The organism is Pseudoalteromonas sp. Angola-4 (genome assembly GCF_028599265.1).
GTDB classification, from domain to species: domain Bacteria; phylum Pseudomonadota; class Gammaproteobacteria; order Enterobacterales; family Alteromonadaceae; genus Pseudoalteromonas; species Pseudoalteromonas atlantica.
In genome coordinates this window covers 87,792-114,168 of the sequence record NZ_JAQREK010000006.1, presented here as the reverse complement: position 1 = coordinate 114,168, position 26,377 = coordinate 87,792, and the positions used below count along the sequence as shown (strand labels likewise).

At 42.6% G+C, this 26,377-nt stretch carries 21 protein-coding genes; 7 read left to right on the top strand and 14 right to left on the bottom strand.

Annotated elements, in window-relative coordinates; translation table 11 throughout:
* The first annotated feature begins 133 nt into the window (after positions 1-133).
* Positions 134-1,279, top strand: a complete 1,146-nt coding sequence (locus PSH48_RS09615; protein ID WP_004586945.1) for a patatin-like phospholipase family protein — start codon at positions 134-136, stop codon at positions 1,277-1,279.
* Positions 1,280-1,415: 136 nt separating this feature from the next.
* Here the strand turns inward: PSH48_RS09615 and PSH48_RS09610 are convergent, their stop codons facing one another.
* Positions 1,416-3,389: a monovalent cation:proton antiporter-2 (CPA2) family protein gene (locus PSH48_RS09610; RefSeq protein ID WP_273611444.1), complete on the bottom strand. Its 1,974-nt coding sequence runs from the start codon at positions 3,387-3,389 to the stop codon at positions 1,416-1,418.
* Positions 3,390-3,522: 133 nt separating this feature from the next.
* Here PSH48_RS09610 and PSH48_RS09605 point away from each other — a divergent pair, with 133 nt between their 5' ends.
* Positions 3,523-4,419: a GGDEF domain-containing protein gene (locus tag PSH48_RS09605; protein ID WP_024033826.1), complete on the top strand. Its 897-nt coding sequence runs from the start codon at positions 3,523-3,525 to the stop codon at positions 4,417-4,419.
* Positions 4,420-4,486: 67 nt separating this feature from the next.
* Here the strand turns inward: PSH48_RS09605 and PSH48_RS09600 are convergent, their stop codons facing one another.
* The 6 genes from PSH48_RS09600 to lpxB all read right to left on the bottom strand — a co-directional run bounded on the left by PSH48_RS09600 (position 4,487) and on the right by lpxB (position 12,439).
* Positions 4,487-4,825 (bottom strand): hypothetical protein, encoded by a 339-nt coding sequence (locus tag PSH48_RS09600; protein WP_273611443.1) that lies wholly within the window; start codon positions 4,823-4,825, stop codon positions 4,487-4,489.
* Positions 4,826-6,130, bottom strand: coding sequence for a tRNA lysidine(34) synthetase TilS (gene tilS, locus PSH48_RS09595; protein ID WP_273611442.1), 1,305 nt, complete (start codon positions 6,128-6,130; stop codon positions 4,826-4,828). It abuts the gene before it with no gap.
* 91 nt (positions 6,131-6,221) lie between these two features.
* Positions 6,222-7,178 carry an acetyl-CoA carboxylase carboxyl transferase subunit alpha gene (accA, locus tag PSH48_RS09590; RefSeq protein ID WP_004586940.1) on the bottom strand — a complete coding sequence of 319 codons (957 nt, stop codon included), beginning with the start codon at positions 7,176-7,178 and terminating at the stop codon, positions 6,222-6,224.
* A gap of 16 nt (positions 7,179-7,194) precedes the next feature.
* Complete coding sequence (gene dnaE, locus PSH48_RS09585; RefSeq protein WP_273611441.1) at positions 7,195-10,686, bottom strand: DNA polymerase III subunit alpha; 3,492 nt, start codon at positions 10,684-10,686, stop codon at positions 7,195-7,197.
* A gap of 3 nt (positions 10,687-10,689) precedes the next feature.
* Positions 10,690-11,292, bottom strand: coding sequence for a ribonuclease HII (rnhB, locus tag PSH48_RS09580; protein ID WP_273611440.1), 603 nt, complete (start codon positions 11,290-11,292; stop codon positions 10,690-10,692).
* Complete coding sequence (gene lpxB, locus PSH48_RS09575) at positions 11,282-12,439, bottom strand: lipid-A-disaccharide synthase (RefSeq protein ID WP_024033822.1); 1,158 nt, start codon at positions 12,437-12,439, stop codon at positions 11,282-11,284. Before lpxB ends, rnhB begins: the two co-directional genes overlap by 11 nt.
* Before the next feature lie 291 nt (positions 12,440-12,730).
* Between lpxB and PSH48_RS09570 the strand changes: the two genes are divergently transcribed.
* Genes PSH48_RS09570 through cydC form a run of 5 tightly spaced genes read left to right on the top strand, consistent with a single transcriptional unit; the run spans position 12,731 to position 19,124 of the window.
* Positions 12,731-14,314: a cytochrome ubiquinol oxidase subunit I gene (locus PSH48_RS09570; protein WP_004586936.1), complete on the top strand. Its 1,584-nt coding sequence runs from the start codon at positions 12,731-12,733 to the stop codon at positions 14,312-14,314.
* On the top strand, positions 14,311-15,450 hold the full coding sequence (cydB, locus tag PSH48_RS09565) for a cytochrome d ubiquinol oxidase subunit II (RefSeq protein WP_286742109.1): 1,140 nt from the start codon (positions 14,311-14,313) through the stop codon (positions 15,448-15,450). The genes PSH48_RS09570 and cydB overlap by 4 nt, the downstream gene beginning before the upstream one ends.
* 12 nt (positions 15,451-15,462) lie before the next feature.
* Positions 15,463-15,627, top strand: a complete 165-nt coding sequence (gene cydX, locus PSH48_RS09560; protein ID WP_004586934.1) for a cytochrome bd-I oxidase subunit CydX — start codon at positions 15,463-15,465, stop codon at positions 15,625-15,627.
* Positions 15,617-17,389 (top strand): thiol reductant ABC exporter subunit CydD, encoded by a 1,773-nt coding sequence (gene cydD, locus PSH48_RS09555; protein WP_273611439.1) that lies wholly within the window; start codon positions 15,617-15,619, stop codon positions 17,387-17,389. Before cydX ends, cydD begins: the two co-directional genes overlap by 11 nt.
* On the top strand, positions 17,382-19,124 hold the full coding sequence (gene cydC / locus PSH48_RS09550) for a thiol reductant ABC exporter subunit CydC (protein WP_273611438.1): 1,743 nt from the start codon (positions 17,382-17,384) through the stop codon (positions 19,122-19,124). The genes cydD and cydC overlap by 8 nt, the downstream gene beginning before the upstream one ends.
* Here the strand turns inward: cydC and PSH48_RS09545 are convergent.
* From PSH48_RS09545 to rseP, 7 genes are all read right to left on the bottom strand, one after another.
* On the bottom strand, positions 19,107-19,499 hold the full coding sequence (locus tag PSH48_RS09545) for a septal ring lytic transglycosylase RlpA family protein (RefSeq protein WP_248533607.1): 393 nt from the start codon (positions 19,497-19,499) through the stop codon (positions 19,107-19,109). The two genes, cydC and PSH48_RS09545, sit on opposite strands and share 18 nt — an antisense overlap.
* Positions 19,500-19,637: 138 nt before the next feature.
* A complete protein-coding gene (gene lpxA, locus PSH48_RS09540; protein ID WP_024033817.1) occupies positions 19,638-20,408 on the bottom strand; it encodes an acyl-ACP--UDP-N-acetylglucosamine O-acyltransferase in 771 nt (256 codons plus the stop codon).
* A 2-nt stretch (positions 20,409-20,410) separates the two neighbouring features.
* Positions 20,411-20,863: a 3-hydroxyacyl-ACP dehydratase FabZ gene (gene fabZ / locus PSH48_RS09535; protein ID WP_004586929.1), complete on the bottom strand. Its 453-nt coding sequence runs from the start codon at positions 20,861-20,863 to the stop codon at positions 20,411-20,413.
* Between the two features lie 26 nt (positions 20,864-20,889).
* Positions 20,890-21,912 carry a UDP-3-O-(3-hydroxymyristoyl)glucosamine N-acyltransferase gene (gene lpxD / locus PSH48_RS09530; RefSeq protein ID WP_248450652.1) on the bottom strand — a complete coding sequence of 341 codons (1,023 nt, stop codon included), beginning with the start codon at positions 21,910-21,912 and terminating at the stop codon, positions 20,890-20,892.
* A gap of 7 nt (positions 21,913-21,919) precedes the next feature.
* The gene (locus tag PSH48_RS09525; protein WP_004586927.1) at positions 21,920-22,438 is read right to left on the bottom strand and encodes an OmpH family outer membrane protein; all 519 of its coding nucleotides are present in this window, start codon (positions 22,436-22,438) and stop codon (positions 21,920-21,922) included.
* Between the two features lie 11 nt (positions 22,439-22,449).
* Positions 22,450-24,921 carry an outer membrane protein assembly factor BamA gene (gene bamA, locus PSH48_RS09520; RefSeq protein ID WP_029773687.1) on the bottom strand — a complete coding sequence of 824 codons (2,472 nt, stop codon included), beginning with the start codon at positions 24,919-24,921 and terminating at the stop codon, positions 22,450-22,452.
* 102 nt (positions 24,922-25,023) lie between these two features.
* Positions 25,024-26,376, bottom strand: coding sequence for a sigma E protease regulator RseP (gene rseP / locus PSH48_RS09515; protein WP_273611437.1), 1,353 nt, complete (start codon positions 26,374-26,376; stop codon positions 25,024-25,026).
* Between the last annotated feature and the right edge of the window lies 1 nt (position 26,377).

The following is a 26,377-nucleotide window of genomic DNA, read 5'->3' as shown; positions in this document are numbered from 1 at the left end:
GCTTTACAACATAAACCTACACTTACTAATTAGAACAACGAGCCATAGTAACTCAGTTATTCTTTGATTCTTCTAGCTTAAAGACTTAAAGTTGATAAATAAAGAAAAGACGTTAAGCAGTTCAAAAACCACTATGAAAATCCAGCAAGTTGACCCACATAAACCTAAAATAGCCCTATTACTTACAGGTGGTGGCGCTCGCGCTGCTTATCAAGTGGGCGTGCTTAAAGCGCTTGCTCATAGTATGCCCCGCACCGCGCCTTTGCCATTTAGAATTATTAACGGCACTTCTGCAGGCGCGATTAATTCTGCAGCCTTGGCCTGTTATGCCTCGTGTGCACATTTGGCCGTGCGTAAACTTGAGTCTGTTTGGAAAAACTTTTCAACATCTATGGTTTACAAAAGCGACTTTTTAAGTGTATTTGGCCATATTGCGCGCAATATTTTAACCAGTTTTCAGTCTGAGCACATAAACCACCCACCCGGCAGTTTGCTGAATAACCGCCCTTTGCGCGGTTTATTAAACGAAATTTTAGACCTGCACCGCATTGAACGTAATTTACATCGTAATTATTTAGAAGCGATTTCTATTACCGCTTCAAGCTATACAACCGGTGACTCTGTTGCGTTTTTTCAGTCAAATACACAAACACCTTGGCAGCGTGCCAAGCGCGAAGGTCGCCCTATGCGCATTAACGTTGAGCATTTAATGGCCTCAAGCGCCATTCCTATGGTGTTTCCAAGTGTTAATGTATTTAACCACTATTTTGGCGATGGCTCTATTCACCAGCTCTCACCGCTTAGCCCGTCCATTCATTTAGGGGCTGAAAAAATATTTATTATTGGGGTAGACCAACCAAAAGAGTCGCATCCGGCGGGTTACTCGCCCCACTACCCTGGGCTTTCTGCGGTTGCTGGGCATTTACTCGATAGTGTATTTAGCGACACCATGCAAGCCGACCTTGAGCGCCTTGAGCGAGTCAATCGCACTTTAGGGCTGCTTCCGGCGCGCGACAAACACCAAGAGCTGAAACAAATAGAGACGTGTATTATTAATCCATCAAAAAACTTTAACGATATTGCCGCGCAGTACTACAGCGATATGCCGTGGGCAATTAAGTTGCTGCTGCGCACAATTGGGGTAAAAAAACATTCGCAATCGAGTTTAACCAGCTATTTGTTATTTGAAAAACGCTACACTCAGCACCTAATTCAAATTGGCTATGAAGATGGCATGAAAAAACTACCCGAAATACGCCAATTTTTAGAGCTCGACTAGCTAATGTTGGCCTTTGCTAATTAAAACTTGTTCTATGGGCTATTTAATCGCAGAGTAAGCTTAGTGAGCTCGATAACTACCTCTGCGTTATTTTAATAACTTGCATCTATGTCAGTAAAAAACATCAAATGCATTTTTATTCAAGCCCATCGAGTAGATAATGCTCTACTCGCTCTACCCGCCTAGGCTTACCTTGCAATACCAATACATCGTTTGCGCACAATGTGGTGCTGGTTGATGGGTCGTCTATTTCTTGCCCCTTTCGGCGCAAAGCTTTTACAGTCACGCGGCGTTTAGATAAGTTAAGCTCGTCTATTGTTTTATCCACCGCATAGGCTTGATCTGGCAACGCAACTACGTGTAAATATTCTAAGCGCTCAGAGGAGGTTTCTTCGTTGTCTTTAAAGTAACCGGCGTAAAAACTTTGCATAAGCGGGTAGCGATTACGGCGCTCTTTACTAACACGGCGTACAATGCGTGTCATCGGTACACCCGACATCGACAACACATGCGAAACCAACATTAAGCTTGCCTCTAACGACTCAGGCACCACCTCAGTAACACCCAACTCTTTTAAGTTGTTTAATTGGCTGTCGTCGCGGGTTCTTATTAGTATTTTAACGTTGGGTGCAAGCTGCTTTATGGCGTCTATTACCACGTGTGCATGCTCAAGCTCTGTAAAGGTAATAATCACTAAGCGTGCTCGCTCTACCCCTGCGCACTTTAAAATATCTTTTTGTTTTACATAGCCAAATATTACTGGCTCACCTGCGGCTTTGCCCTCTTGTACTAAAATAGGGTTACTTTCTATGGCAACGTAATCTATGGCTTCGGGTTTTAAAAATCGCGCTATAGTTTGTCCTACGCGTGAAAAGCCACAAATAATCACGTGATCGTTATATAAGGTGCTACTTTTAGGCTCGCTCTCCCTCGCCATACTGGGGTGATCTAAAATACCTAATTGCTTTAACATTAGTGGGGTTTTATCAATTAAAAACGGGGTTAGCGCCATCGAAAGCACCCCTAAGGCAATTAAAAACGACGCTTGCTCTGAATTGAGCAACTCATGCTGACCTGCCAAAGCAATAAGCACAAACCCAAATTCTCCCATTTGCCACAGCATAACGCCGCAGGCTAGCGAGTCTTGATTGCGCTCATGCATTAATCGGGCACTTAATGCCAGCACGGTAATTTTTAATATTAACAAGCCAAATAACGCGCCAATAATTACAAAACCATGCGAAAGCACAAATAAAATATCGAGCTGCATCCCCACAGTTACAAAAAACAGCCCCATTAATATATCGCGAAATGGCCTAATATCAGCCTCTAGTTGATGGCGGTAATGGCTCTCTCCTAGCATCATGCCAGCTAAAAATGCCCCAAGCGCCATTGATAAACCAAACATGTAAGTTAAAAAGCCGGCAAATAACGCCACCAAAATTGTGGTAAGTACAAACAGCTCATCGGTTCGTACCTGCGCTATTTCTTTAAATACTTTAGGCAGCACCCATTTACCAATCGCCCACAGTAATAAGCACACAAACGCGCCTTTTGTAAGCGCAAATGCCAGCGCCCAACTAATACTTTGCGAATCGCTTGAGGCAAACAATGGCAAAATAATAAGCAGGGGCACAACGGCAATATCTTGAAACAGTAATACGCCCACCGCCAGTTGCCCACGGCGCTGGTTTAGTTCGCCAGTTTCTTTTAATAGCTTAACCACCACCGCGGTTGAAGAAAGCGCCATAATTGTGCCAATGGTAAAGCTAGTGAGTAAGCTAAAATTTAAGCTATATAAAATAATAATGAAGAGCAAGCTGGTAACACCAACTTGTAACGAGCCCAGTCCAAACACAATATTGCGCATGGCCATTAGCCGCGATATAGAAAATTCGAGCCCTAAACTAAACAGTAAAAATACGATGCCCAGCTCAGCAATAAACTCTATTTCGTGAGATTGCGCAAGCCAACCAATGCCATGGCTGCCCGCTAAAACGCCTGTTGCTAAATACGCCAAAATAGGCGGCAAGCCAATGCGCTTAAAAAACCATACAAAAAGCACCGCCGCCACTAACAAGCCAAAAATTTGAGCGTTTATACTTTGCAAATTCGGCCTCCAGCGTCAATTAAACTACGGAATGAACTTTAAATATAGCAACCATATGTTTATCAAGCAATTTTAAAATATGGCATAAAAATAGCTTGGTTATTGCAAAGTAACACCCTGGGGGAAGATTTTAATGGAAAATGTCCATATTTTGACACAACGCGTGTCTGGGCGCGGCGATTTTTTGCCGTTTTCGGCAGAGCAAACACACACAAACGAAACAGCGGCAACGCACGATTTAGTTACCGAGCTACAAACAAGCCTAGTAATAGAAGATGTGTTGGCTATTTATGCAAAATTTGCCAAACAGCTACTTAACTTTTCAGGGCTGCAGTTTCAATCAACGCTCGGCACTGCACAAACCTCAGATAGCAACACGAACACTAGCCCGTACTCTTACGATTTAGCTATTGGTCGCGAGCACTTAGGACAGCTAATTTACTTTAGCCAATACCCTATTAGTAAAGCGATTGAAAACAAATTACGTGCCCTACACAGCGCCCTTGTGTACCCACTGCGTAACGCAATGATGTACAGCCGAGTGTTAAAACTTGCCACAAAAGATGCGCTTACCGGGTTAAATAACCGTAGCCAATTTAATGACATGTTATCGCAAAAGCTCGAAAATTGCCGCCGTTACCAGCGTCCTTTTAGTTTAATGCTGCTTGATTTAGATAACTTTAAGCAAGTAAACGACAACTATGGTCATAAAGTAGGTGACGATGTTTTAAAAGAGTTTTCGCAGGTACTTTGTAGCAGTATACGCGGCACCGACTCTGTATTTAGATTTGGTGGCGATGAGTTTTCGCTGATTATTGAAGACCCCGAGTTTACAACAAACAAAGTGGTTGCTGAGCGCATTATGCACTTAGTCAGAAACTCAAGTTTAATGTCTAAATATAAAGTAACCACCAGCATTGGCTTTACCCTAGCCAATAGCCAAGATTGCGAAACAGAAATATTTGCTAGAGCCGATAAAGGCTTATATAAGGCAAAAGCCTCTGGGCGCAACTGTGCAAAAGCATATTAGTATTTATATAACTGTATTATTTATAAAAGCTTAGCCTCCCCCGCTAAGCTTTTTTATTATAAATTAATTATTTATTAACCAGTAATTTATAAACAAACAAGGCTGCACAAAAGCCAAAAAAGAAGCCGCTCACTAAATTAAGCAATGCTGTTATGCTTGCAAGCGGGGTAAATAACACTAAAACCAATGGTAAACTTACCCCTAAAATAAAAAATAACCCGCCTTTACCTAACCAGTAGGCAAGCAGTAATACCGCCGATATCACCCCGCCCACAACGGCATAACCTAATGTAATAATATTAAGCTCTAGTAATACATTGGCTATAACAGCTACTAACGCTGTTATTAACATACCCATTGGCGCTTTGCTAACTAGCGATAAGCCTACATGTGGCTGATCTTTCATTTATTTACACTCCCAAAAAATGCCGTTTTCGTCTCGGTGTTTTTCACTTACAAAATAACCAACAACTTGCACAAGCTCATCGTTATAAAATATTAAAGGCACCCGCTCTCTTAACCACGGGGCTACTTTTGCATCTTTAAACCAGTGTTTAAGCGTATTGCTGCCTGGCTTTTTTAACGGCTTTATACGCGCACTATTACAATTAAAGCGCACGGTGACTTGCTCGTTTGGCAGTGGGGCACGTAGGCCTTTACCTTGTTGCTTTATTAAAACGCGCCCATCATTAAGTGCAAGCTCATTGCTCGTTAGCGCTTCATCGGCTAATAATGTGTGTGGTGTAACAAAATACAAATACCCTTGATGGCGTCGTATTTGCCCTTCGCTTAAATCAACTTGCATTTGCGCATCAGCCTGCGCATTTATGGCTTGGTTAATTATTTGCAAAAGCTGCTTTTGTGAGGGCATTACTTGGGTAAATAAGCTAAGCCATGCACGAACCACATTGGTTATGCGCACGTCGCTGTAGGTGGTTAGTTGGCTAACGCTCAGTGCTTGATGGGCGTTTACGCTTTGTTTTAAATCAAGTTCAGTGTACTCATCAAGTAGCGCTTGTTGTTGCTGTAGTAACTCAATGCTGCGCCCAGCACAATGTTCAAAACCTTTAAAGCGCTTTGCAAGTATAGGCACTACACGTGCACGTAAAAAGTTACGATCAAAACGCTCATCGGTATTTGAGTCATCAGTAATGTGCGTAATATTAAACTCTGTGGCAAAGTGCTCTATATCACTGCGCGTTATGTTTAAAAGCGGTCTGTAGCATATTCGCCCGCTTTGTAGTTCACGCATTTTTTGCATTGCGCCTAACCCTTTTAAGCCAGAGCCGCGCTTTAACCGCAGTAAAAACGTTTCTATTTGATCGTTTAAATGCTGACCCAACAAAATAACACTGCCCGCGGGGCTTAGCTCATCAAGTGCTTTGTAACGCGCCTCACGTGCCTGCGCTTCAAGGCTTGTTCGTGTTTTTGAGTTTATTGTTACCTGCGCGGCATTAAACGATATATTTAGCTCAGCGCACAAGTTTTGGCAAAAGCGCTGCCAGTCATTCGCGTATTGGCTTAAACCATGATTAACATAAATCGCGTTTACGTTTAGCTTTGGTTGCGCTTGTTTTAATAAGTGCATTATATGAAGCAATACCACCGAATCCACGCCACCCGAAAGCGCCACCGTAAAGTTATACTGCTGGTGCTTAAAAAAGTGCTCAAGGGCGTGTTTAACGTGCTGATAAATAGGTGATGCTTGCATGGATACGCTATAAATTTAATGTTTGCAGTATTTTAAAACAAAAAAGCCGCATAAGCGGCCTTTTTTAACAATAAATGTGTTGGTTAGCTAATTAGCAGTAACCAAACGACATTAAACGTTTGTAGCGTTGATCTAGCATGTCTTCAAGCGATAGCGCTTGTAAGTCAGCAAGGTCACGTTTTAAACGTGTTTTTAAGTTACGTGCCATTGCATCGTAATTGCGGTGTGCGCCGCCTAAAGGCTCTTCAACTAAGTTATTAATTAAATCGAGCTCTTTAACACGCTCTGCAGTTACACCCATTGCCTCTGCGGCAAGTGGTGCTTTATCGGCGCTTTTCCATAAAATTGAAGCACAGCCTTCTGGCGAAATTACTGAGTACGTGCTGTATTGCAACATGTTAACTCTGTCGCCAACACCAATGGCTAATGCACCACCAGAGCCGCCTTCGCCAATAACCGTACAAATTGTGGGTACTTTAAGTGCCGCCATTACTTTTAGGTTACGTGCAATTGCCTCAGACTGACCGCGCTCTTCAGCGCCCACACCTGGGTATGCCCCTGGGGTGTCGATAAAGGTCATAATTGGCATTTTAAAACGCTCGGCCATTTCCATTAAACGTAGCGCTTTGCGGTAGCCTTCTGGTTTTGGCATACCAAAGTTACGTTTAATTTTTTCAGCTGTATCACGCCCTTTTTGCTGGCCAATCACCATTACTGGTTCGCCATCTAAACGTGCAACACCACCTAAAATAGCCGGATCGTTAGCAAAAGTACGATCGCCTGCAAACTCGTCAAATTCCGTGAAAATGCGCTCGATATAATCTCGAGTGTAAGGACGCAACGGATGACGCGCTAACTGCGATACTTGCCAAGCGCCTAAATTTGAGAATATTTCCTCTTTTTGCTTAGCGCTTTTTTCTTTTAATTTGCTGACTTCCTCTTCTAACTCAAGGTCTAATTCGCCAGCGCGGCTTATGCTTTGTAATTCTTCAATTTTTGCTTCTAATTCTGCAATCGGAAGCTCAAAATCAAGATAATTGAGGCTCATGCTCTAAACTACCTAATCAGTTAAATTCTAGTTCTACATCTTGTGCCGCCATGAGTGATAACTTATGAATTAAGTCGTCGCTCGGCGTAACACACCATTCGATCCCTAGGGTTAATTGAGCCAACGCATCGGGGCGCTGGTAATAAACCTTGATCGGACACGTTCCCATTTTATAAGGTTCGAGTACTTTTTGTAATTTATCGAAGAAACCTGCCTCGATTTGCACCATGTTCAGCGTCATTTTAATCGCTTTAATGCGTTTTTCACGCGCTTGAGCAATGGTGTTTATTTCTCTGGCGGTCATTGTAATGCCACCGGAGAAGTTATCAAAGCTGACCTGTCCAGATATTACCAAGATATTGTTTACTTGAAGCATTTCTTGGTACATTTCGAACTGCTCAGGAAACAAGCGTACATCAATACGGGCGCTCTTGTCATCTAAAGTTATTAAGCCCCAACGATTTCCTTTTTTATTAATTAAGGTCCGCGCTGAAATAACTAAACCCGCCGCCGTAGAGAGTACATCACGATTTGTTGGCTGTAAATCCACCAGCTTGCCGCTTGTGTAATGTCTAAGTTCACGGCGATACTGATTTATCGGATGCCCTGTTAAATAAAGGCCTAGCGTGTCTTTTTCGCCATCAAGCCATTGGTTATCGGTAAGCGGTGTGGCTTTAATAAAGGCTTGCTCAACTTCATCAGGCTCGGTGGCCAGTAAGCCAAATAAATCGCTTTGCCCTAGTTGCTCAGCTTTGTTGTGCTGATCGGCAGCGCGCATGGCATCTTTTAAACTTGCCAGTAATGTTGCACGCCCTGCTTGGGTTTTCTCTGGCCCGAGTTGATCAAGTGCACCGGCGTAAATTAATTTTTCGGTTACACGTTTATTTAAGCGTTTTAAATCTACACGGGCACAAAAATCAAATAAATCTTTAAATGGGCCGCCTTTTGCGCGCGCTTCTAAAATGGCCTCTACCGGCGCTTCACCTACGCCTTTAATAGCACCAATACCGTAAACAATTTCACCTTGCAGGTTTACCGTAAACTTAAATTCTCCGGCGTTTACATCAGGCGGTAATAAGGTGAGCTTCATGTTTTCACATTCATCCACCAAGATAACTATTTTGTCGGTGTTATCCATATCGGCCGACATTACCGCAGCCATAAATTCTGCTGGATGGTGCGTTTTCATCCACAGCGTTTGGTACGAAACCAGTGCATACGCTGCCGAGTGAGATTTATTAAAACCATAACCTGCGAATTTTTCTACCAGGTCGAAAATTTTAATTGCCAGTTCGCCGTCTATACCATTATTGCGTGCGCCTTCTTCAAAGGTTGAACGCTGCTTGGCCATCTCTTCGGGTTTTTTCTTACCCATTGCACGACGTAGCATGTCGGCGCCACCAAGCGTATAGCCTGCTAGTACCTGGGCAATTTGCATTACTTGTTCTTGGTACAAAATAATGCCGTAAGTAGGCTCAAGTATGGGCTTTAAGCTTTCGTGTTGGTATTGGGCATCTGGGTATGAAATTTCTTCTCGCCCAAGCTTACGGTCGATGAAGTTATCTACCATGCCTGATTGCAGTGGGCCTGGGCGGAACAAGGCTACCAATGCAATCATATCTTCAAAGCAATCGGGCTTTAATCGGCGTACGAGGTCTTTCATGCCGCGCGATTCTAGCTGGAATACCGCGGTTGTTTCGGCGCGCAGTAATAGCTCTATACTTTTTTTATCATCCAGTGGGATGGTATTTATATCAACGGGCGCTTTGCCTTCGCGCTTCATGCGCACGTTGGTCATATCCACAGCCCACTGCAAAATGGTCAAGGTACGTAAGCCCAAGAAATCGAACTTAACTAGGCCTGCGGTTTCTACGTCGTTTTTATCAAACTGTGTTACCGGAAACTTACCTTCGTCATCGCAATAAAGTGCAGCAAAGTCGGTAATGGTCGTCGGCGATATTACAACACCACCGGCGTGTTTACCGGCATTACGTGTACATCCTTCTAGGATGCGACACATATCGATTAAATCTTTTACCTCTGAGTCGCCATCATAGGCTTCTTGTAAACGCGGCTCTACCTCAAACGCTTTGGCAAGCGTCATCCCGGGATCCCCTGGGATCAGCTTAGAAATACGATCAACAAAACCATAAGGGTGGCCAAGTACACGCCCTACATCGCGTATAACCGCTTTTGCAGCCATGGTACCAAAGGTAATAATTTGTGATACCGCGTCCCGCCCATACAATGCCGATACATGGTCAATTACCTCATCACGCCTGTCCATACAAAAATCGACATCGAAATCGGGCATTGATACACGTTCAGGGTTTAGGAATCGCTCAAAGAGTAGGTCAAATTCAAGCGGATCAAGGTCGGTAATTTTTAGGGCATACGCCACTAATGAACCCGCACCCGAACCACGCCCTGGCCCCACTGGAATATTGTTATCTTTACTCCACTGAATAAACTCCATTACGATTAAGAAGTAGCCTGGAAAACCCATTTGGTTAATTACACCAAGTTCTACTTTTAAGCGCTCGTCGTATTCGCCTCGTTTTTCTTGTCGCTCTTGTTCATCAGGGAATAAAAACTGCAAGCGCTCTTCAAGGCCATCTTCTGAAACCTTAACTAAAAAGTCTTCAATTTTTAACGAGCCTGTTGGGTAATCAGGCAAAAAGTAAGTGCCTAGTTGCACCGTTACGTTACAGCGTTTGGCTATTTCTACCGTATTTTGCAGCGCTTCAGGGATATCGCTAAATAGCTCTGCCATTTGCTCAGGCGTTTTTAGGTATTGCTCTTGTGAGAATCGTTTAGGGCGGCGTTTGTCATCAAGGGTGTAACCGTCAAAAATAGCCACACGAATTTCGTGCGCTTCAAAGTTTTCGGGCTTTAAAAAAACCACTTCGTTTGTGGCAACAACGGGCAGCTGCTCTTTTGCTGCAAGCTCTACCGCCATATGCAGGTAGTCTTCTTCAAGCGGACGGTCGGTGCGAATAAGCTCTAAATAGTAATGTTCGCTAAAATGCTGCTTATAAAAGCTCACTACAGATTCAATAACACCTGGGTTATTTTTTAATAAGGCCTTACCTAAGTCACCATCTTTTGCGCCTGAGAGAATAATAAGCCCTTCTTTGTGCTCAACTAGCCATTCTCGGTCAATCACCGGGCGATGAAATATATGCCCGCGTTGGTAAGCTTCAGATATTAATAAGGTAATATTTTTATAACCGTCGTTGTTTTTAGCTAGCAACGTAATACGGCTTGGCTCATCTGGAAACTCTGGGCTGCGCAACCAAAAATCGGCTCCCACTATGGGTTTAATACCGGCACTGTGGGTTGCGCCATAAAAACGCACTAAACCACAAAAGTTCATTTGATCGGTAATTGCCAGCGCGGGCATTTCAAGCTCTTGCGCTTTAGCAACAATAGGCTTGGTTTTAGCTAAGCCATCGACCATCGAAAAGTCTGAGTGAACCCGTAAATGTACAAAATCTGGAGCGGCCATTATTTATGCCTCGCCCTTTGCTTGCATTAGCACACGTTGTACCGGCTTAAAACTTTTACGGTGCTCATCAATAGCACCGTACTGCTCAAGCGCTGCAAAATGTGCTTTAGTTGGGTACCCTTTGTGCCCTGCAAACCCGTATTGCGGGTAGCGAGTATCAAGCTCAAGCATTTCATCATCACGCGCTACTTTGGCTAAAATAGAGGCTGCTGAAATTTCAGCCACTAAACTATCGCCTTTAACAACTGCTTGAGCCGGCATAGCTAATTTAGGTAAGCGGTTACCATCTACAAATACAAACTCTGGTTGCGTACTTAACCCCTCAACTGCACGCGTCATTGCAAGCATAGTTGCATGCAAAATGTTTAACTCGTCAATCTCTGTTGGGCTACAACGACCAATGGCATAACACAGCGCTTTTTGTTTTATTTCTATAGCCAGTGCTTGGCGCTTTTTGTCGGTTAGCTTTTTAGAGTCAGCTAAACCTGTAATAGGATGCGCTGGGTCAAGTATTACCGCAGCGGTAACAACATCGCCGACAAGCGGGCCACGCCCTACTTCATCTACACCGGCAATTAAGGTTACGTTGGGTCGTTCAATTTGCATTTATTAACTCCGCCACAGCCTTGGCTGCTTGTTTGCTGGCATTTAATCTAATTTTTTCGTGGATGGCTAAAAAGCGTGCTTTTAGTTCTTTATTATCGGTATTTAGCATAGGCGTAAGTGCGCCCGTTAAATTAGCCACGTTACATTCACTTTGTAAAAACTCCGGCACGAGTTCTTCATCGGCTAATAAGTTAGGCAGTGAAAAATATTTAATGTTAAAGGTAAACAAGGTTTTAAAAATCCAATAGCTCATTGGCTTAATTTTATAACCCACCACCATAGGCTTTTTATACAGCATGCCTTCAAGCGTTGCTGTGCCTGATGCCAGTAAAATGGCATCGGCTGCTTGCATGGCTAGTTTTGACTGACCATCGAGTAGGTTTACATTTAAATTTGGCGCAGTGGCATTTAAAATTTCACTAAATTGCGCTTTGCGTTTTTCGTTAACCAGCGGCACCACTATTTTAAGATCTGGGTTTTGCGCTTGTAACTGCGCAGCTGTATTTATATAGGTTTCGCTGAGCAAGCCTACTTCTGAGCCACGGCTACCTGGCAGTAAAGCCAGTACTTTGTCGTCGGTATTTAGGCCAAGTTCTTGGCGGGCTTGGCTATCGTCGTGCTCAAGCGCTATATCGTCAGCTAAGGTGTGCCCTACAAATGTACACGGTACTTGGTGCTTATCGTAAAATTCTTTTTCAAACGGCAGCAAAGCAAGCACTAAATTTGTGGCAGCACTAATGGTATGAATGCGTTTTTCGCGCCATGCCCAAACCGACGGGCTTACATATTGAATGGTTTTAATACCGGCATCTTTTAAAGGCTTTTCTACGCGTAGGTTAAAATCGGGCGCATCAATACCAATAAATACATCGGGTGGGTTATCTTTAAAGTGCTGCACCAGCTGCTTACGTATTTTAAGTAAACGCGGCAAACGCCCTAATACTTCAACCAGCCCCATTACCGAGAGCTCGTCCATGTCGTAAAGCGTTTTACAGCCTTGAGCCTGCATTTTTGGCCCTGCAATGCCTTCAAAAATAGCATCTGGGAAGTGCGTTTTAAGTGCTTTAATTAAGCCTTCGCCTAAAATATCGCCCGACAGCTCACCTGCCACAATACCAATACGTAGTTGTTTTTTCTCTTTATTCATTCGACTTTATTTATCAGGCGTTCATAGCGGTTAGTTTACCGTGTTTTAATGTTTGGTTAAACGCTTTAAATTAACGATTATTTGTAACTAATTTAGTACCAAACGATTGTTTGTATTTCATACTGATGTAGCATGGTGAATATATATTAACTTTTTCTAATATGTTTATTGACAAAAATTGTGCAAACGTAAATAATATTCCAAACTTTCAGTAATTACTGAAAGTTCATTAATTTTAACTTTGCCAATTATTAATTGCCTTGTTAACCCGTCACCCTCAAGGAGCCAAAAATGATAGATGAAACCTTTGTGGATCTATCGCGATTGCAGTTTGCTGTTACCGCACTCTTCCATTTCTTATTCGTACCTTTAACCATAGGTATGACCTGGATTTTAGTTATTATGGAATCGGTTTATGTTATGACCGGTCGCGAAATTTATCGTGATATGACTAAGTTTTGGGGAAAATTGTTTGGTATTAACTTTGCTATTGGGGTGGCAACGGGCCTGACCATGGAGTTTGAGTTTGGTACTAACTGGTCTTATTACTCGCATTACGTAGGCGATGTATTTGGCGCCCCGCTCGCTATTGAAGGCTTAATGGCGTTCTTTTTAGAGTCGACCTTTGTGGGTATGTTCTTTTTAGGCTGGGATAGGTTAACTAAACGCCAACATTTGGGCGCTACATTTTTAATGGCGCTAGGTACTAATATGTCGGCGCTGTGGATATTAATTGCTAACGGGTGGATGCAAAATCCGGTAGGGGCAGAGTTTAACTATCAAACCATGCGCATGGAAATGACCAGCTTTGCAGAGCTTGTATTTAACCCTGTGGCGCAGGTTAAGTTTATTCATACGGTATCGGCAGGTTACGTAGCCGCTTCTATGTTTGTACTGGGCATTAGTAGCTGGTACATATTAAAAGGCCGTGATTTAGCCTTTGCTAAGCGCTCGTTCTCGGTGGCATCGGGCTTTGGTTTAGCATCCATATTGTGTGTCATTTTATTAGGTGACGAATCAGGCTACGAAGTAGGCGAAGTTCAAAAAGTAAAACTTGCCACCATAGAAGCTGAGTGGCATACCGAAGAAGCACCCGCTGCGTTTACCGCGCTTGGTTTTCCTGACTCAGATGAGCAGGTAACGCATGCAGCAGTAAAAATACCTTACGCACTAGGCATTATTGCTACCCGCTCTTTAGATGAGCAAGTTATTGGTATTTCTGATTTAGAGAAAAAACACGAGGTACGCATTCGTAACGGCATGATAGCGTACGAATACCTCCAAAAGCTAAGAAATGGCGATGACAGCGAAGAAAACATAGCTAAATTTGATTCTCTTAAAGCCGATTTAGGTTATGGCTTGCTGCTAAAACGCTATACCCCCAATGTGGTAGATGCCACAGAGGAGCACATTCAAATGGCAGTTAAAGACTCGTTCCCTAAAGTGGGGCCTATGTTTTGGTCATTTAGAATAATGGTGGCCTGTGGTGTAGCTATGCTGGCCGTATTTGTATTGGCATTTTATTACAACGCACACCGTATTATTGAGCAAAAACGTTGGCTTCTGTGGGCTGCAGTATTAAGTATTCCACTACCATGGATTGCAATAGAGTTTGGTTGGATCGTTGCTGAATATGGTCGCCAGCCTTGGGCTATATCAGAAATATTACCGACCTTTTTAGCCACCTCGTCACTGACGGTAAACGATATTTTAATTAGCTTAACTGGGTTTATTATTTTTTACACTGGCCTTGCCATTGTAGAAGGTTGGTTAATGGTGCGCTTTATTAAACAAGGCCCAAGCTCGTTACATACAGGTAAGTATCACTTTGAGTTACCAAACAAAGCAGATAAAGACGCAGGAGAGCAATTATGATTTTTGATTATGAAACATTAAAAATGCTGTGGTGGTTGCTCATAGGCGTACTGCTAATAGGCTTTGCAATTACCGATGGCATGGATATGGGCGTAGCGATGCTGCTTCGCCTAGTTGGTAAAACAGACTCAGAGCGCCGCACGGTAATTAACACCATTGGCGCCCACTGGGACGGTAACCAAGTATGGTTTATTACCGCAGGCGGCGCTTTATTTGCAGCGTGGCCTATGGTGTATGCCGCTGCATTTTCGGGCTTTTACTTTGCCATGATGCTGGTATTGTTTGCGCTATTTTTTAGACCTTTAGGTTTTGATTACCGCTCAAAAATAGACTCTAAACGCTGGCGTAATAACTGGGATTGGGGCTTATTTGCAGGCAGCGCCATTCCGGCTTTAATATTTGGTGTGGCATTTGGTAACTTATTTTTAGGTGTACCGTTTAACATTGATAACTTACTGCGTGTAAGTTACCAAGGCTCGTTTTTTGGCTTACTCAACCCATTTGGCCTACTGGCAGGTTTAATTAGTATCACCATGTTAATTGCCCATGCAGGCATGTGGCTACAACTGCGCACAGCAGATGCCGTTGCAGCGCGCTCAGCGCAATATGGCCGCTACGCATTAGTGGTATTTATTGTACTGTTTGCGGCTGCGGGTTTTTGGGTGGCAAACATAAATGGCTACCAAATTGTTTCTATGCCTGATACGCAAAGCCATGCAGATCCGTTGGCAAAAGTTGTAAGCACAGCGCAAGGTGCGTGGCTTAATAATTACAGCGAGCGTCCATGGACAATGACCTTCCCTATTTTAGGCTTTGTTATGGCACTCAGTGCTTTACTGTTCTCTAAACTAAACAAGCCAGCGCTTGGGCTTATTTCAACCAGCATCATGTTAATTGGCGTTATTATGACGGCGGGTGTGTCGCTGTTCCCATTTATTATGCCATCTGTTAATAACCCAGATATTAGCTTAACTATTTGGGATGCGGTGTCGAGCCACAGAACGCTTAATATTATGTTTGTTGCTGTTGTTATATTTATTCCGTTAATTTTGGCCTACACCACCTGGTGTTACGTAAAAATGTGGCGCAGAGTAACGGTAGACGAAATTGAAAACAACACGCATGGTAGCTACTAAGGAGACTAAATTATGTGGTATTTCGCTTGGATTTTAGGTGTACTTTTAGCCTGTACCTTAGGTGTTATAAATGTAATGTGGTACGAGTTTCATCAAAATAAAAACAGCATAGCTGATGATGAACAACCGATGCACGATTTACTAAACGAAGCTAACAACACAAAAGATGACGACTAATCCCCGACCAAATCGCGCGCAGCAGCAATCTCTGCGCGCTTTTTTAAAACGGCAAAGTAAGCCTGCGGGTGCATGGTTAAAGTTAAGTATTGCACTGGGCACATTTAACGCTATTTTAATGATTGCAGGCGCCTATTTACTGGCACAAACTATTCATAACGTAATGTTTGAAGGCGCAAGCCTTAACCAAGTAACCCATTTACTTTGGCCACTTGCGGGTATTATTTTACTCAGAGCCCTGTTTTTAGCTATCAGTGAAAAACTCAGTGCTTATGCGGCACTTAAAATAAAGTCGGCTATGCGCCAAACCTTATTGACCAAATTAACGCAACTTGGCCCAAGTTATATTGAACAACACGGCCAAGGAGCCACGCTTAACACCGTGCACGATGGCGTTGAAGCACTGCACGACTACTACGCTAAATACTTGCCTGGCGTTGCTTATAGCGCGCTTATTCCGCTGGCAATATTGGTGGTTATTTTTCCAACCGACTATAAAGCAGGCTTAATATTTTTATTAACCGCTCCGCTTATTCCGTTTTTTATGATTTTGGTGGGCTCAAAGGCCGAGGCGTTAAATCAAAAAAGATGGCAGCAACTGGCCGTACTAGGTAATTACTTTTTTGACCGCGTACAAGGTTTAACACAACTTAAATTGTTTAACGCAACGCAAAAAGAGCTTAAACAAATAGCCAAAATTTCTGATGACTTTAGGCACGCTACACTCGGTGTTTTAAAAATTGCCTTTTTATCATCATTTGCGCTGGAATTTTTAGCCACAATTAGTGTGGCACTGGTGGCGGTAATCATTGGTTTTAGACTGTTTTTTGGCACGCTTGATTTTGCAACCGGCTTTGTTGTTTTACTACTTGCCCCAGAATTTTACTTACCCCTGCGCCAATTAGGCAGCCACTACCATGCCCGTTTGCAAGGTATAAGCGCAGCGGCCGATATGGTCACTATTTTAAATGCCCCACTTCCTGAGCAATCACAGCAACATGCATCAAAGTTTGAGGAGCATATAAGCTCAATAAACATAAACAACTTAAACTTTACCTACCCAAACAGTAACGAAGGCATAAAAAATATAAACCTTACGCTACCCGCTAAAGGATTAGTGGCAGTAGTAGGTGCTAGTGGCTCAGGTAAAAGTACTTTATTTGATTGTTTATTAGGGTTTCATCCGCAGGTGATTGAACAAATAAGCATTAATAATAAACCACTTGATGCTACAAGCATGAGTACATTACAAAACGCAATTGCGTGGATCCCACAAACCCCAACGCTTTTTTATCAAAGCATTAGCGATAACATAAAAATAGCCAAGCCAGCCGCTACGCAACTCGAGCTTGAGCAAGCGGCACACCAAGCGGGCGCCTTAGATTTTATAAACACGTTAGAGAATGGGTTCGACACCCTGATAGGTGAGCAAGGTGAAGGGCTCTCTGGCGGTCAAAAGCAGCGTATAGCCCTTGCACGGGCGTTTTTAAAACAAGCACCTATTTTAGTGCTTGACGAACCGACAGCCCACCTTGATAGCCAAACCGAGCAGCTTATTCAGCAGGCTATAAATAATTACGCTAAAAACCACTTAGTGTTGGTCATTGCCCACCGGCTAAATACAGTGAAAAACGCAAGCAATATCCTTGTTATGAAAAATGGCGAAATAGCACAGCAAGGGACTTACAGCCAACTTGAGCAACAACAAGGCGCATTTAAATCACTCCTTAATTTACAAGCGCAAGGAGCAAACAATGACTAATTTTATTAGGCTATTAAAGCTTTGCCGCCCCCATTATAAAGCCATGCTACTGGGTACTTTTTTAGCGACGTTAACGGTACTTGCAAATGTGGGCTTATTAGCTATATCGGGGTGGTTTTTAGCCTCAATGGCGGCAGCAGGTATCGCAGGCGTACAAATGAACTACTTTACACCTGCAGGAACCATTCGATTTTTAGCGATTGTACGAACTGCATCACGCTATGGTGAGCGCTTAGTAACACATAACGCGACGTTTTTATTGCTTAGTGAAATACGCGTTAATATGTTTGCCACGCTAAGTAAGCTAAACAATGTAGATTTAGCAATGAGCCGCAGCGCCGATTTAGTTAACCGCTTACAAAATGACGTGGATGCGCTTGATAAGTTTTACTTAAACATATTACTGCCAATGCTGGTAGCGCTGTTGAGTGTGCCCATAATTATGGTGTTTATGGCGGCTTATAACGCCAATGTTGCGCTTATTTGTTTTATAGGCATTTTATTAATTGGTGTTGTTTTACCTGCGCTGTTAAGTGCTAAATTAAATAAAAATAGCCATAAAGAAACACAGCTCAGTGCACAACTTAGAGCTGAGCTTTCTGACACCCTAACCGGCCTTAGAGAGCTGAGTATTTATCAGGCACGTGCTGGGCAAATTTCAAAATGTAATGAACTAAATGAGCAATATAACCAACAACTTTATAGTCGCCATAAAGCACTCGCAAATAGCGACGGTTTAAGTTTGCTGGTTGTGCAGCTAGCTATGCTTGGCGCCATAGTCACTATTGTGCCTTTGGTTTACAGCGGCGCTATGGTAAATGTTGAGCTTGCTATGTTAAGCCTATTTGTATTAGCAAGCTTTGAAACTGTATTGCTGTTGCCCAATGCATTTATAGAGCTGCCCACTGTACTCAAAGCCGCTGAGCGGCTATTTACACTGGAGGATAAAGTCACAGCGCAAGAAGCTAATAGCGCTGAGTTAATTGAGATGCAGTTTGATAAAAACCATACAACTTTGGCGCTTAATAACATTGGCTATAAATACCAAGAGCACAGTGCTTTAACTAATATCAGCTTTACCCTTAAAGCACAGCAAAAAGTAGCGATTGTAGGCAGAAGCGGCAGTGGTAAAAGCACCTTGGTTAATTTACTTACCGGTTTATGGCCAGTGCAGCAAGGCAGTATTAGGCTAAGCGATGAAAATAACGCAGAAGAACTCCACGCACTAAGCAGCAACACCCGCGCAAGCGTTATTAATATACTCGCGCAGCAGCATCATATTTTTGATGGCACATTAAGTGAAAACTTACGCTATGCAAAGCCAAGCGCCACAAAAGAAGAAATGCTTGAAGCCATTAACCTTGCACAGCTAAAACCTTGGTTTAATGAGCTACAAGATGGATTAAAAACCCGTTTAGGCACAGGTGGGAGAAGTGTTTCTCAAGGCCAATCAAGGCGCATAGCCATTGCGCAAGCTTTATTACAAAACCCAGCTATTTTAGTCCTTGATGAGCCTACAGAAGGGCTTGATAACCAATCTAAGCAAACGGTAATGAGCGCTATTATGCAGGTAATGAGTAACGCAAGCGTACTTACCATTACCCACGACCCTGCTCTTTTAGCGCAAATGGATAACATTATTTGGCTAGAAAATGGCAGCCTTGTAGCGCAAGGCACTCATAAAGAGCTTAGCGAAACATATACCGATTATGTTGCCTTAACTACTCGGTTCTAATACGCTGATTGATACATCTATAACGCCGACTTTAGGGTCGGCAATTTTTTTAAACATACCTAACGATAAATCAATAACCCGCCCTCTAACGTACGGGCCTCTATCGTTTATTCTCACGATCACCGATTTGTTATTTGCCAAGTTTGTAACCTTCACTTTTGTACCAAAGGGTAATTCTAAATGCGCAGCAGTGGATGCGTTTTGGCTAAATGTTTCGCCGTTTGCTGTTGTGCGACCATGGTATTTATTAGCGTAATAAGAGGCTTTACCTAACTGAGTACGCTCGCCATTAGCAGAGGTAACTATAGGTTGGCTGCTACACGCAGCTAAAATTGATAAAAAACTGAGGGTAAAAATTAACTTAGTAAAAGACATAGATGCGCTTTAATTATAAAAATTCGCGCAAAGGTTAACCTTACGTGGCTGAGTGTGTACTGAATTAAAATATTTTATAGGCAATAAAAAACCACCGTCGGTTACTCTTAGGTGGTTTTTTTAAAAAGCATAAGGCGCTTATCTTACGATACCGCGCTCAGAGCTTTTCACAAAATCAATCATGGTTTGTACTGCAGGATACTTAGCAGCATCTTCACTAAGTGAGTCAATCGCTTCGTCCACGCTTAAGCTCTTACGATAAAACGCTTTATAAGCACGGCGTACGGCCATAATTTCGTCGCTTTCAAAGCCACGACGCTTCATACCTTCTTTATTGGTCGCAGCAGGGCCTGCTGGCATACCAATGGTGGTTACAAATGGCGGTACGTCTTTATTAACGCCTGAGTACATGCCAATAAATGCGTGATCACCAATTTTACAAAATTGATGCACACCTGAGTTACCACCTAAAATAACCCAATCCCCTACATGCACGTGCCCTGCAACGCTTGCGTTATTAGCAAATATAACGTTATTACCAATTACGGCATCGTGAGCAACGTGGGTATACGCCATAAATAAGTTATTGCTACCAATTTTAGTAACACCTTGGTCTTGAATAGTACCACGGTGAATGGTTGCACACTCACGTATGACGTTGTTATCGCCCATAATAAGAGTGGTTGGTTCGTTGTTGTATTTTTTGTCTTGGCAGGCTTCGCCTACTGACGCAAATTGAAAAATATGATTGCCAGAACCAATAGTAGATGGCCCTTTAATAACAACGTGAGACTCAATAATACAGTCATCACCGATCACAACATCATTGCCAATATAGCTATATGGACCAACTGAGACATTGTTGCCTAGTTTAGCGCCAGGTTCGATTATTGCTGTAGAATGGATCACTATTAAAACTCTCTTCTCGCACACATAATTTCGGCACTACATACAACCTTGCCGTCGACTCTTGCTTCAGCGGCAAATTTCCATATATTGCGACGCTCTTTTAAAAACTCTACATGCAAATGCATTGTATCGCCCGGTATAACTGGCTGTTTAAAACGTGCGTTATCGACTGCAGCAAATAAGTAAAGCTCGTTATCGCTACGGTTTTCTACTGTTTTAAATCCTAATAAACCGGTGGCTTGCGCCATGGCTTCTAATATTAGCACACCAGGGAAAATTGGCTGATTTGGAAAGTGGCCAGTAAAAATAGGCTCGTTAACCGATACATTTTTAATCGCATGCAGTGACTCGCCAGGCGTAAAGTCAATTACACGATCAATTAAAAGCATCGGGTAGCGGTGTGGTAATAAACTTAAAATTTCTTGAATATCAAGGCTATTTAATTCGTTTGCCAAAATAGCATCCTTATTAGTGTTCAACGTTATGACTTAGCCAATGCTTCAAGCGCTTTGAGACGTGATTTCATGTCTGAAAGATTACGCAAGTGGGCAATTGATTTACGCCATTCTTTATTAGTTGTATGGGGCATACCAGATGAGTAAATACCCGGCTCGGTGATCGATTTAGTCACCATACTCATACCGGTAATTATAACACCATCACATACTGACATGTGACCATTAATTGCGGTCATGCCACCTATTTGGCAGTTTTTACCAATGGTTACACTACCTGCTAGTACAGTACAGCCTGCAATTGCAGTACCCGAGTTAACTTCAACGTTGTGTGCTATTTGACATTGGTTATCGATGATCACATTACTATGAATAATCGTGTTATCGAGTGCGCCGCGGTCAATTGTTGTGCTTGCGCCCACTTCAACCTTGTCGCCGATAATCACAGAGCCTAGCTGAGGAATTTTAACCCACTGCCCGCGCTCGTTTGCATAGCCAAATCCATCACTGCCAACCACACTGTTTGCTTGAAATAAACAATCAGCGCCAATTTCAACATCGTGATAAATAGTCACACTCGGCCAAAGCTTTGTGCCAGAACCTATTTTAACACGTTCACCGATGAAACTGTTCGGACCAATTTGTGCGTTATCACCAATCACAGCACCGGCTTCTATAACTACATTTGCGCCAATGGCAGCACTTGTGCTAACCGTTGCACTTGGGTGAATAGTCGCACTAGCGTGTATACCTTGCTGCGCCGCTTGCGGGGTTGTATCCATAAATTGTGCAAGCTTTGCGTAGCTCACATACGGATTTCCAACAATGATTTTTGCGCCACTAAAATACGGTGCATCGGCTTTGCTAAGAATAACAGCGCTGGCTTGTGTGGTTTCAAGCTGCGTACGATATTTTGAGTTCGCTAAAAATGCAATATGCCCAGAACGGGCATTTGCAAGTGTAGCTATTTTTGTAATTTCTAAAGCGCCATCACCTTGAAGTTCGGCGCCTAGAAGTTCCGCAATGTGCGAAAGCGTATAATTTTGCATAGAGTGATTATTTCTTACTAACTGCTGATACAACTTTGCTTGAAAGATCAGTTACTTCTTTAGGGTTAAAGTAAATAGTAGTGTCTTTAACTTTAACTTCATCGAAGTCGCCATCTTTAGCAATTTCTTCAATTGTTTTAATAATTAAACCCTGAACTTTAGCAAGCTCTTGGTTTTGACGTGCTTTGATTTCTTGCTCTAAAGGACGACCTTTTTCAGCAAGGTTTTGTTGCATGCCTTGAATTTTATCACGTAGTGCATCTTTTTGAGCTTGGCTCATTGTAGTGCTTTCACGCTTAAATTTTTCTGCTTCAAAGCGAATGTCGCCTTGTAGTTTTTCAAGCTCTTGACGACGCTCAGCAAACTCAGTTTGTAAAGACTGCTCAATTTTAGCCATTTGAGGAATTTGCTTGTAGATCTCTTGCATATCAACAATGCCTACTTTGTGGGCAAATGCACTTGCAGAGGTGCCCATCATCAATGTTGCTAACACGGCTACTGCTGTTGATTTAAATAATTTTTTCACAAAAAACTCCTTTAGAAAGTGTTACTAATATTAAAGCTGATGGTCTTTGTATCGTCATCTTCTTCTTTTTGCAATGGATACGCAAAACTAATCAGCATTGGACCCATTGGAGAGATCCATTGTAAAGATAAACCGGTTGATACCCTAAAGCGCATTGGATCAGAGTAATCATCTAACTTAGCACGCTCATCTGGCGCTAAGTTTTGGAAACGGTCAACGTTAAATTCAGTATCCCATACGTTGGCAGCATCTACAAAGAAACTGGTACGTACAGAACTGGTGTTTTCTTCATCTAAGAACGGCGTAGGTACAATTAGCTCCATACCTGCAACCGCTTTTGCATTACCACCAATACGCCCTTGTGGTACTAAAATATCAAACTCATCAGAGCCACCAATGCTACCGGTTGTAGTACCATCAGCACCTGGCGTACCAGGGATTGATAAAGGAACACGTGATACAGCACGCGGCAATATAGTATTACGGTCAAAGCCACGTAGTTCCATTTCCGTTATACGGAAGAACTCTTGGAATGGCAGTGTTTGCTCATAACCGTTTGTTGACCCATAACCATTACCGTAACCAAGCGCTGCACGTGTTGAGAACACCCAACGGTGGTCATTCGATATTGGCCAGTAAAAACGCGAATCGTAGTTCAGTTTAAAATGCTGAAGATCAGAGTTAGGCGTTGTGGCTGTTAAATTTAATGTTTGGCGCGAACCCGCTGTTGGGAATAAACCACGGTTAACTGTGATACGCGACCAACCAACGCTTAGCTCATATTTAGTAAAGTCAAAGCCAGCATCTGGGTTTTCTTCATCTAAGAAGGTTTCGCGTAGTACACGTGTTTGTTCGTACTCGGCAATTTCTGAAAGTTCTTCTTGAATCCAACGTACGCCAAAGTTAACACGGTTTACCGCATCAATTGGGAAACCAATATTAGTACCAATACCGTAACTTGTTGATTTATAATCTACTAAGCTAAACTTACTGGCATCGTAGTTGTTGTAAAAAATACTGCTGCCTTGCGATACACCATCTGGCGTAAAGTAAGGGTCGGTGTACGACAAGCTAATGCTCTCAGAACCAGTAGAGGTATTTAAGTTTAAGCCTATTTGATTGCCCGTACCTAAAAAGTTAGATTCGGTCACACCAATATTAAACTGAAGCCCTGCGTATGAGCCATACGCTAAGCCCGCGTTAAAGCTACCTGCCGATTGCTCTTTTACTGTAAAATCTACGTCTACTTGGTCATCTACGCCCGGTACTGGTACTACGTTAAAATCAACAGTTTCCATGTACGGTAAACGTTGAATTTGCAGCTTTGAGCGCTCAAGGTTTTGATTAGATAACCAGGCACCTTCAAGTTGTGTCATTTCGCGGCGAAGTACTTCATCAGCTGTATTTTGGTTACCACCAACGATGATACGACGTACGTACACACGCTTGCCCGGATTTACCGAAAGCGTAAGTTGCACTTCTTGTTTTTCATCATCAATTTCTGGAATTGTGCGTACTTCGGCATTGGCATAACCAAAGCGCGCTAAGTAGCTTTTGATAAATTCTTCAGATGAGGTCACCACTGAGCCATTGTAAAGCTCGCCGGCGCGAAGTGGGATAACGCTTTTGATTAGCTCTTCTCGGCCAAGTAAATCACCGATAAAGTCAAAACCTTTAACTGTGTACTTAACACCTTCTGTTAAGTTAGCAGTTACATACACAGATTCGCGCTCAGGACTTACTGATACTTGCGTAGAGTCGATATTAAAACGTAAGTAACCGCGGTCTAAGTAAAAGCTGCGAATTTTTTCTAAATCGCCTTCAATGGTTTGTTTTTGGTAACGGTCGCTACCCATAAACTGCCACCACGGTAAATCTTGTTGCGATTCAGCAAGCTTTAAAAGCTCTTCGTTAGAGAATAATTCGTTACCCACTAAGTTGATTTGACGAATAGAGGCGGCTTCGCCTTCGTCAAATTCTAGCTTAAGCTTTACACGGTTACGTGGCAGCTTAGTTACGCTAATATCAACGGTGGCATTGTATTTACCAATACTGTGGAAAAACTCAACCAACCCCTTTTCGATATTATCGATAACGGTTTTATCAAGCGGTTCACCTTGGCGAATGTCTTGCTGATCGAGTGATTCGTTAAGCTGCTCGTCTTTTATATCTTTATTGCCTTCAAACTCAATAAAGCTAATAGTAGGACGCTCAGTCACTTTAAAAATAACGTTATTACCATCGCGTAACGCTTTGATGTTGTCAAAGTGACCTGAACGATAAAGTGACTTTATTGTTTTTGAAATCGTATAGTCATCAACGTTATCGCCCACATTGATAGGAACATGCGTTAGTGCTGCACCAAGTGCTACACGTTGCAAACCTTCAATTTTTAAATCTTCAACAATAAAGGAGTTTTGGCCCAGGGCTGCAAAACTTGCACCCAATAAACTTGAAACTGCCAAATGTTTTTTTATAGCCATTTTATTATCTTTATCCTTTACAACTGTATTACCGCTTAACATCAAAACTAATAATTAGTGATGCTTACAATCGTGTTCTAATTAGTAATTGTCACGCTGTAACTACAAACGCGATACATCATTGAACAAAGCGAAACATGTTAAAAATATGAGCAGCAAGGCGCCCACTTTAAAACCAAATTCTTGTGTCTTTTCAGAGACCGGCTTTTTACGGAAAAGTTCAATTATGTAATACATTAAGTGTCCACCATCAAGCACTGGCAGAGGTAATAAATTAAATACACCCAAGTTAACGCTTATTAGCGCTAAAAAGCTTAAAAAGGCGACTAGCCCGTAGCTTACGCTAGTTCCTGCACCAACTGCAATGCCCACAGGGCCACTTAAATTTTTAACCGAAACCTGACCTGTAATTAAATTACCAATCATGTCAAAGCTAAGCGTTATAAGGCGCCAGGTCTCTTGGGTACCACGAGCAATACTATCAAGCGGACCAAAGCTTCGGGTTTCAACATAGCCCTCAGGCCAAGGTTGAACAACCGGCGCAACACCTAAAAACCCTTGTTCAATACCGTGCTCATTAATGCGCGATTTAGGCGTTACTGTTACGCTATTTATACTATCTTGTCTTTTTACACTAAATTGTAAAGATTTGTTAGCCGATTGCGTAATAAGATTAACTAATTGCTGCCAATCGCTTATTGTTTCACCATTTACAGCGATAATCGTATCGTTAACCTGCAAATTAGCCAGTTCGGCTGCTGAATTTTTAGTAATAGCCGCAATGGTTAATGTGGCTTGCGGTCTAAACGGTACAATACCCAACGAACTCAGTGGCGGCACGTCTTGTTGATCGAGCTTCCAACCCTCTACGTTAAGCATTTTTGTTTGCTCTTGGTAATTTTCGTTACGCACTACTACGGACACGCTTTGCTCACCTAAGCTCGACATAAGTGCAAAGGTTGCATCTTGCCAGGTGGCAATTGTGTCATCACCAATTTTAATAATTTGTTCAGAGGGCATAATACCCGCCTGCTCTGCTCTGCTACCTTCGGTAATACTCCCCACTACAGGTTTTACCGATTGCACGCCCACCATGTACATAGCCGCCAGCGCTACAATAGCAAATAAAAAATTAGCCAGCGGGCCGGCTGCCACTATGGCTATACGGGCCTGAACCGATTTAGCGTTAAATGACAAATGGCGCTCATTTTCAGGCACTTCATCCACGCGTTCATCAAGCATTTTAACGTAGCCACCCAGCGGAATAGCGGCAATTACGTATTCTGTATTGTATTTATCGTGCCACTTTAAAAGCGGTTTACCAAAACCAATCGAAAAGCGCAGCACTTTAACACCCATTTTACGGGCCACCCAAAAGTGCCCATATTCATGAATAGCAACTAAAATGCCCAGCGCTAAAATAAACGAGCCAAGATTCCAAAAAAAATCTAACATA

Excerpts from the sequence above, each read along its gene's own strand:
- PSH48_RS09615 (WP_004586945.1), top strand. The coding sequence starts at position 134 with ATGAAAATCCAGCAAGTTGACCCACATAAACCTAAAATAGCCCTATTA.
- PSH48_RS09605 (WP_024033826.1), top strand. The coding sequence starts at position 3,523 with ATGGAAAATGTCCATATTTTGACACAACGCGTGTCTGGGCGCGGCGAT.
- PSH48_RS09600 (WP_273611443.1), bottom strand. The coding sequence starts at position 4,825 with ATGAAAGATCAGCCACATGTAGGCTTATCGCTAGTTAGCAAAGCGCCA.
- tilS (WP_273611442.1), bottom strand. The coding sequence starts at position 6,130 with ATGCAAGCATCACCTATTTATCAGCACGTTAAACACGCCCTTGAGCAC.
- accA (WP_004586940.1), bottom strand. The coding sequence starts at position 7,178 with ATGAGCCTCAATTATCTTGATTTTGAGCTTCCGATTGCAGAATTAGAA.
- dnaE (WP_273611441.1), bottom strand. The coding sequence starts at position 10,686 with ATGGCCGCTCCAGATTTTGTACATTTACGGGTTCACTCAGACTTTTCG.
- rnhB (WP_273611440.1), bottom strand. The coding sequence starts at position 11,292 with ATGCAAATTGAACGACCCAACGTAACCTTAATTGCCGGTGTAGATGAA.
- lpxB (WP_024033822.1), bottom strand. The coding sequence starts at position 12,439 with ATGAATAAAGAGAAAAAACAACTACGTATTGGTATTGTGGCAGGTGAG.
- PSH48_RS09570 (WP_004586936.1), top strand. The coding sequence starts at position 12,731 with ATGATAGATGAAACCTTTGTGGATCTATCGCGATTGCAGTTTGCTGTT.
- cydB (WP_286742109.1), top strand. The coding sequence starts at position 14,311 with ATGATTTTTGATTATGAAACATTAAAAATGCTGTGGTGGTTGCTCATA.
- cydX (WP_004586934.1), top strand. The coding sequence starts at position 15,463 with ATGTGGTATTTCGCTTGGATTTTAGGTGTACTTTTAGCCTGTACCTTA.
- cydD (WP_273611439.1), top strand. The coding sequence starts at position 15,617 with ATGACGACTAATCCCCGACCAAATCGCGCGCAGCAGCAATCTCTGCGC.
- cydC (WP_273611438.1), top strand. The coding sequence starts at position 17,382 with ATGACTAATTTTATTAGGCTATTAAAGCTTTGCCGCCCCCATTATAAA.
- PSH48_RS09545 (WP_248533607.1), bottom strand. The coding sequence starts at position 19,499 with ATGTCTTTTACTAAGTTAATTTTTACCCTCAGTTTTTTATCAATTTTA.
- lpxD (WP_248450652.1), bottom strand. The coding sequence starts at position 21,912 with ATGCAAAATTATACGCTTTCGCACATTGCGGAACTTCTAGGCGCCGAA.
- bamA (WP_029773687.1), bottom strand. The coding sequence starts at position 24,921 with ATGGCTATAAAAAAACATTTGGCAGTTTCAAGTTTATTGGGTGCAAGT.
- rseP (WP_273611437.1), bottom strand. The coding sequence starts at position 26,376 with ATGTTAGATTTTTTTTGGAATCTTGGCTCGTTTATTTTAGCGCTGGGC.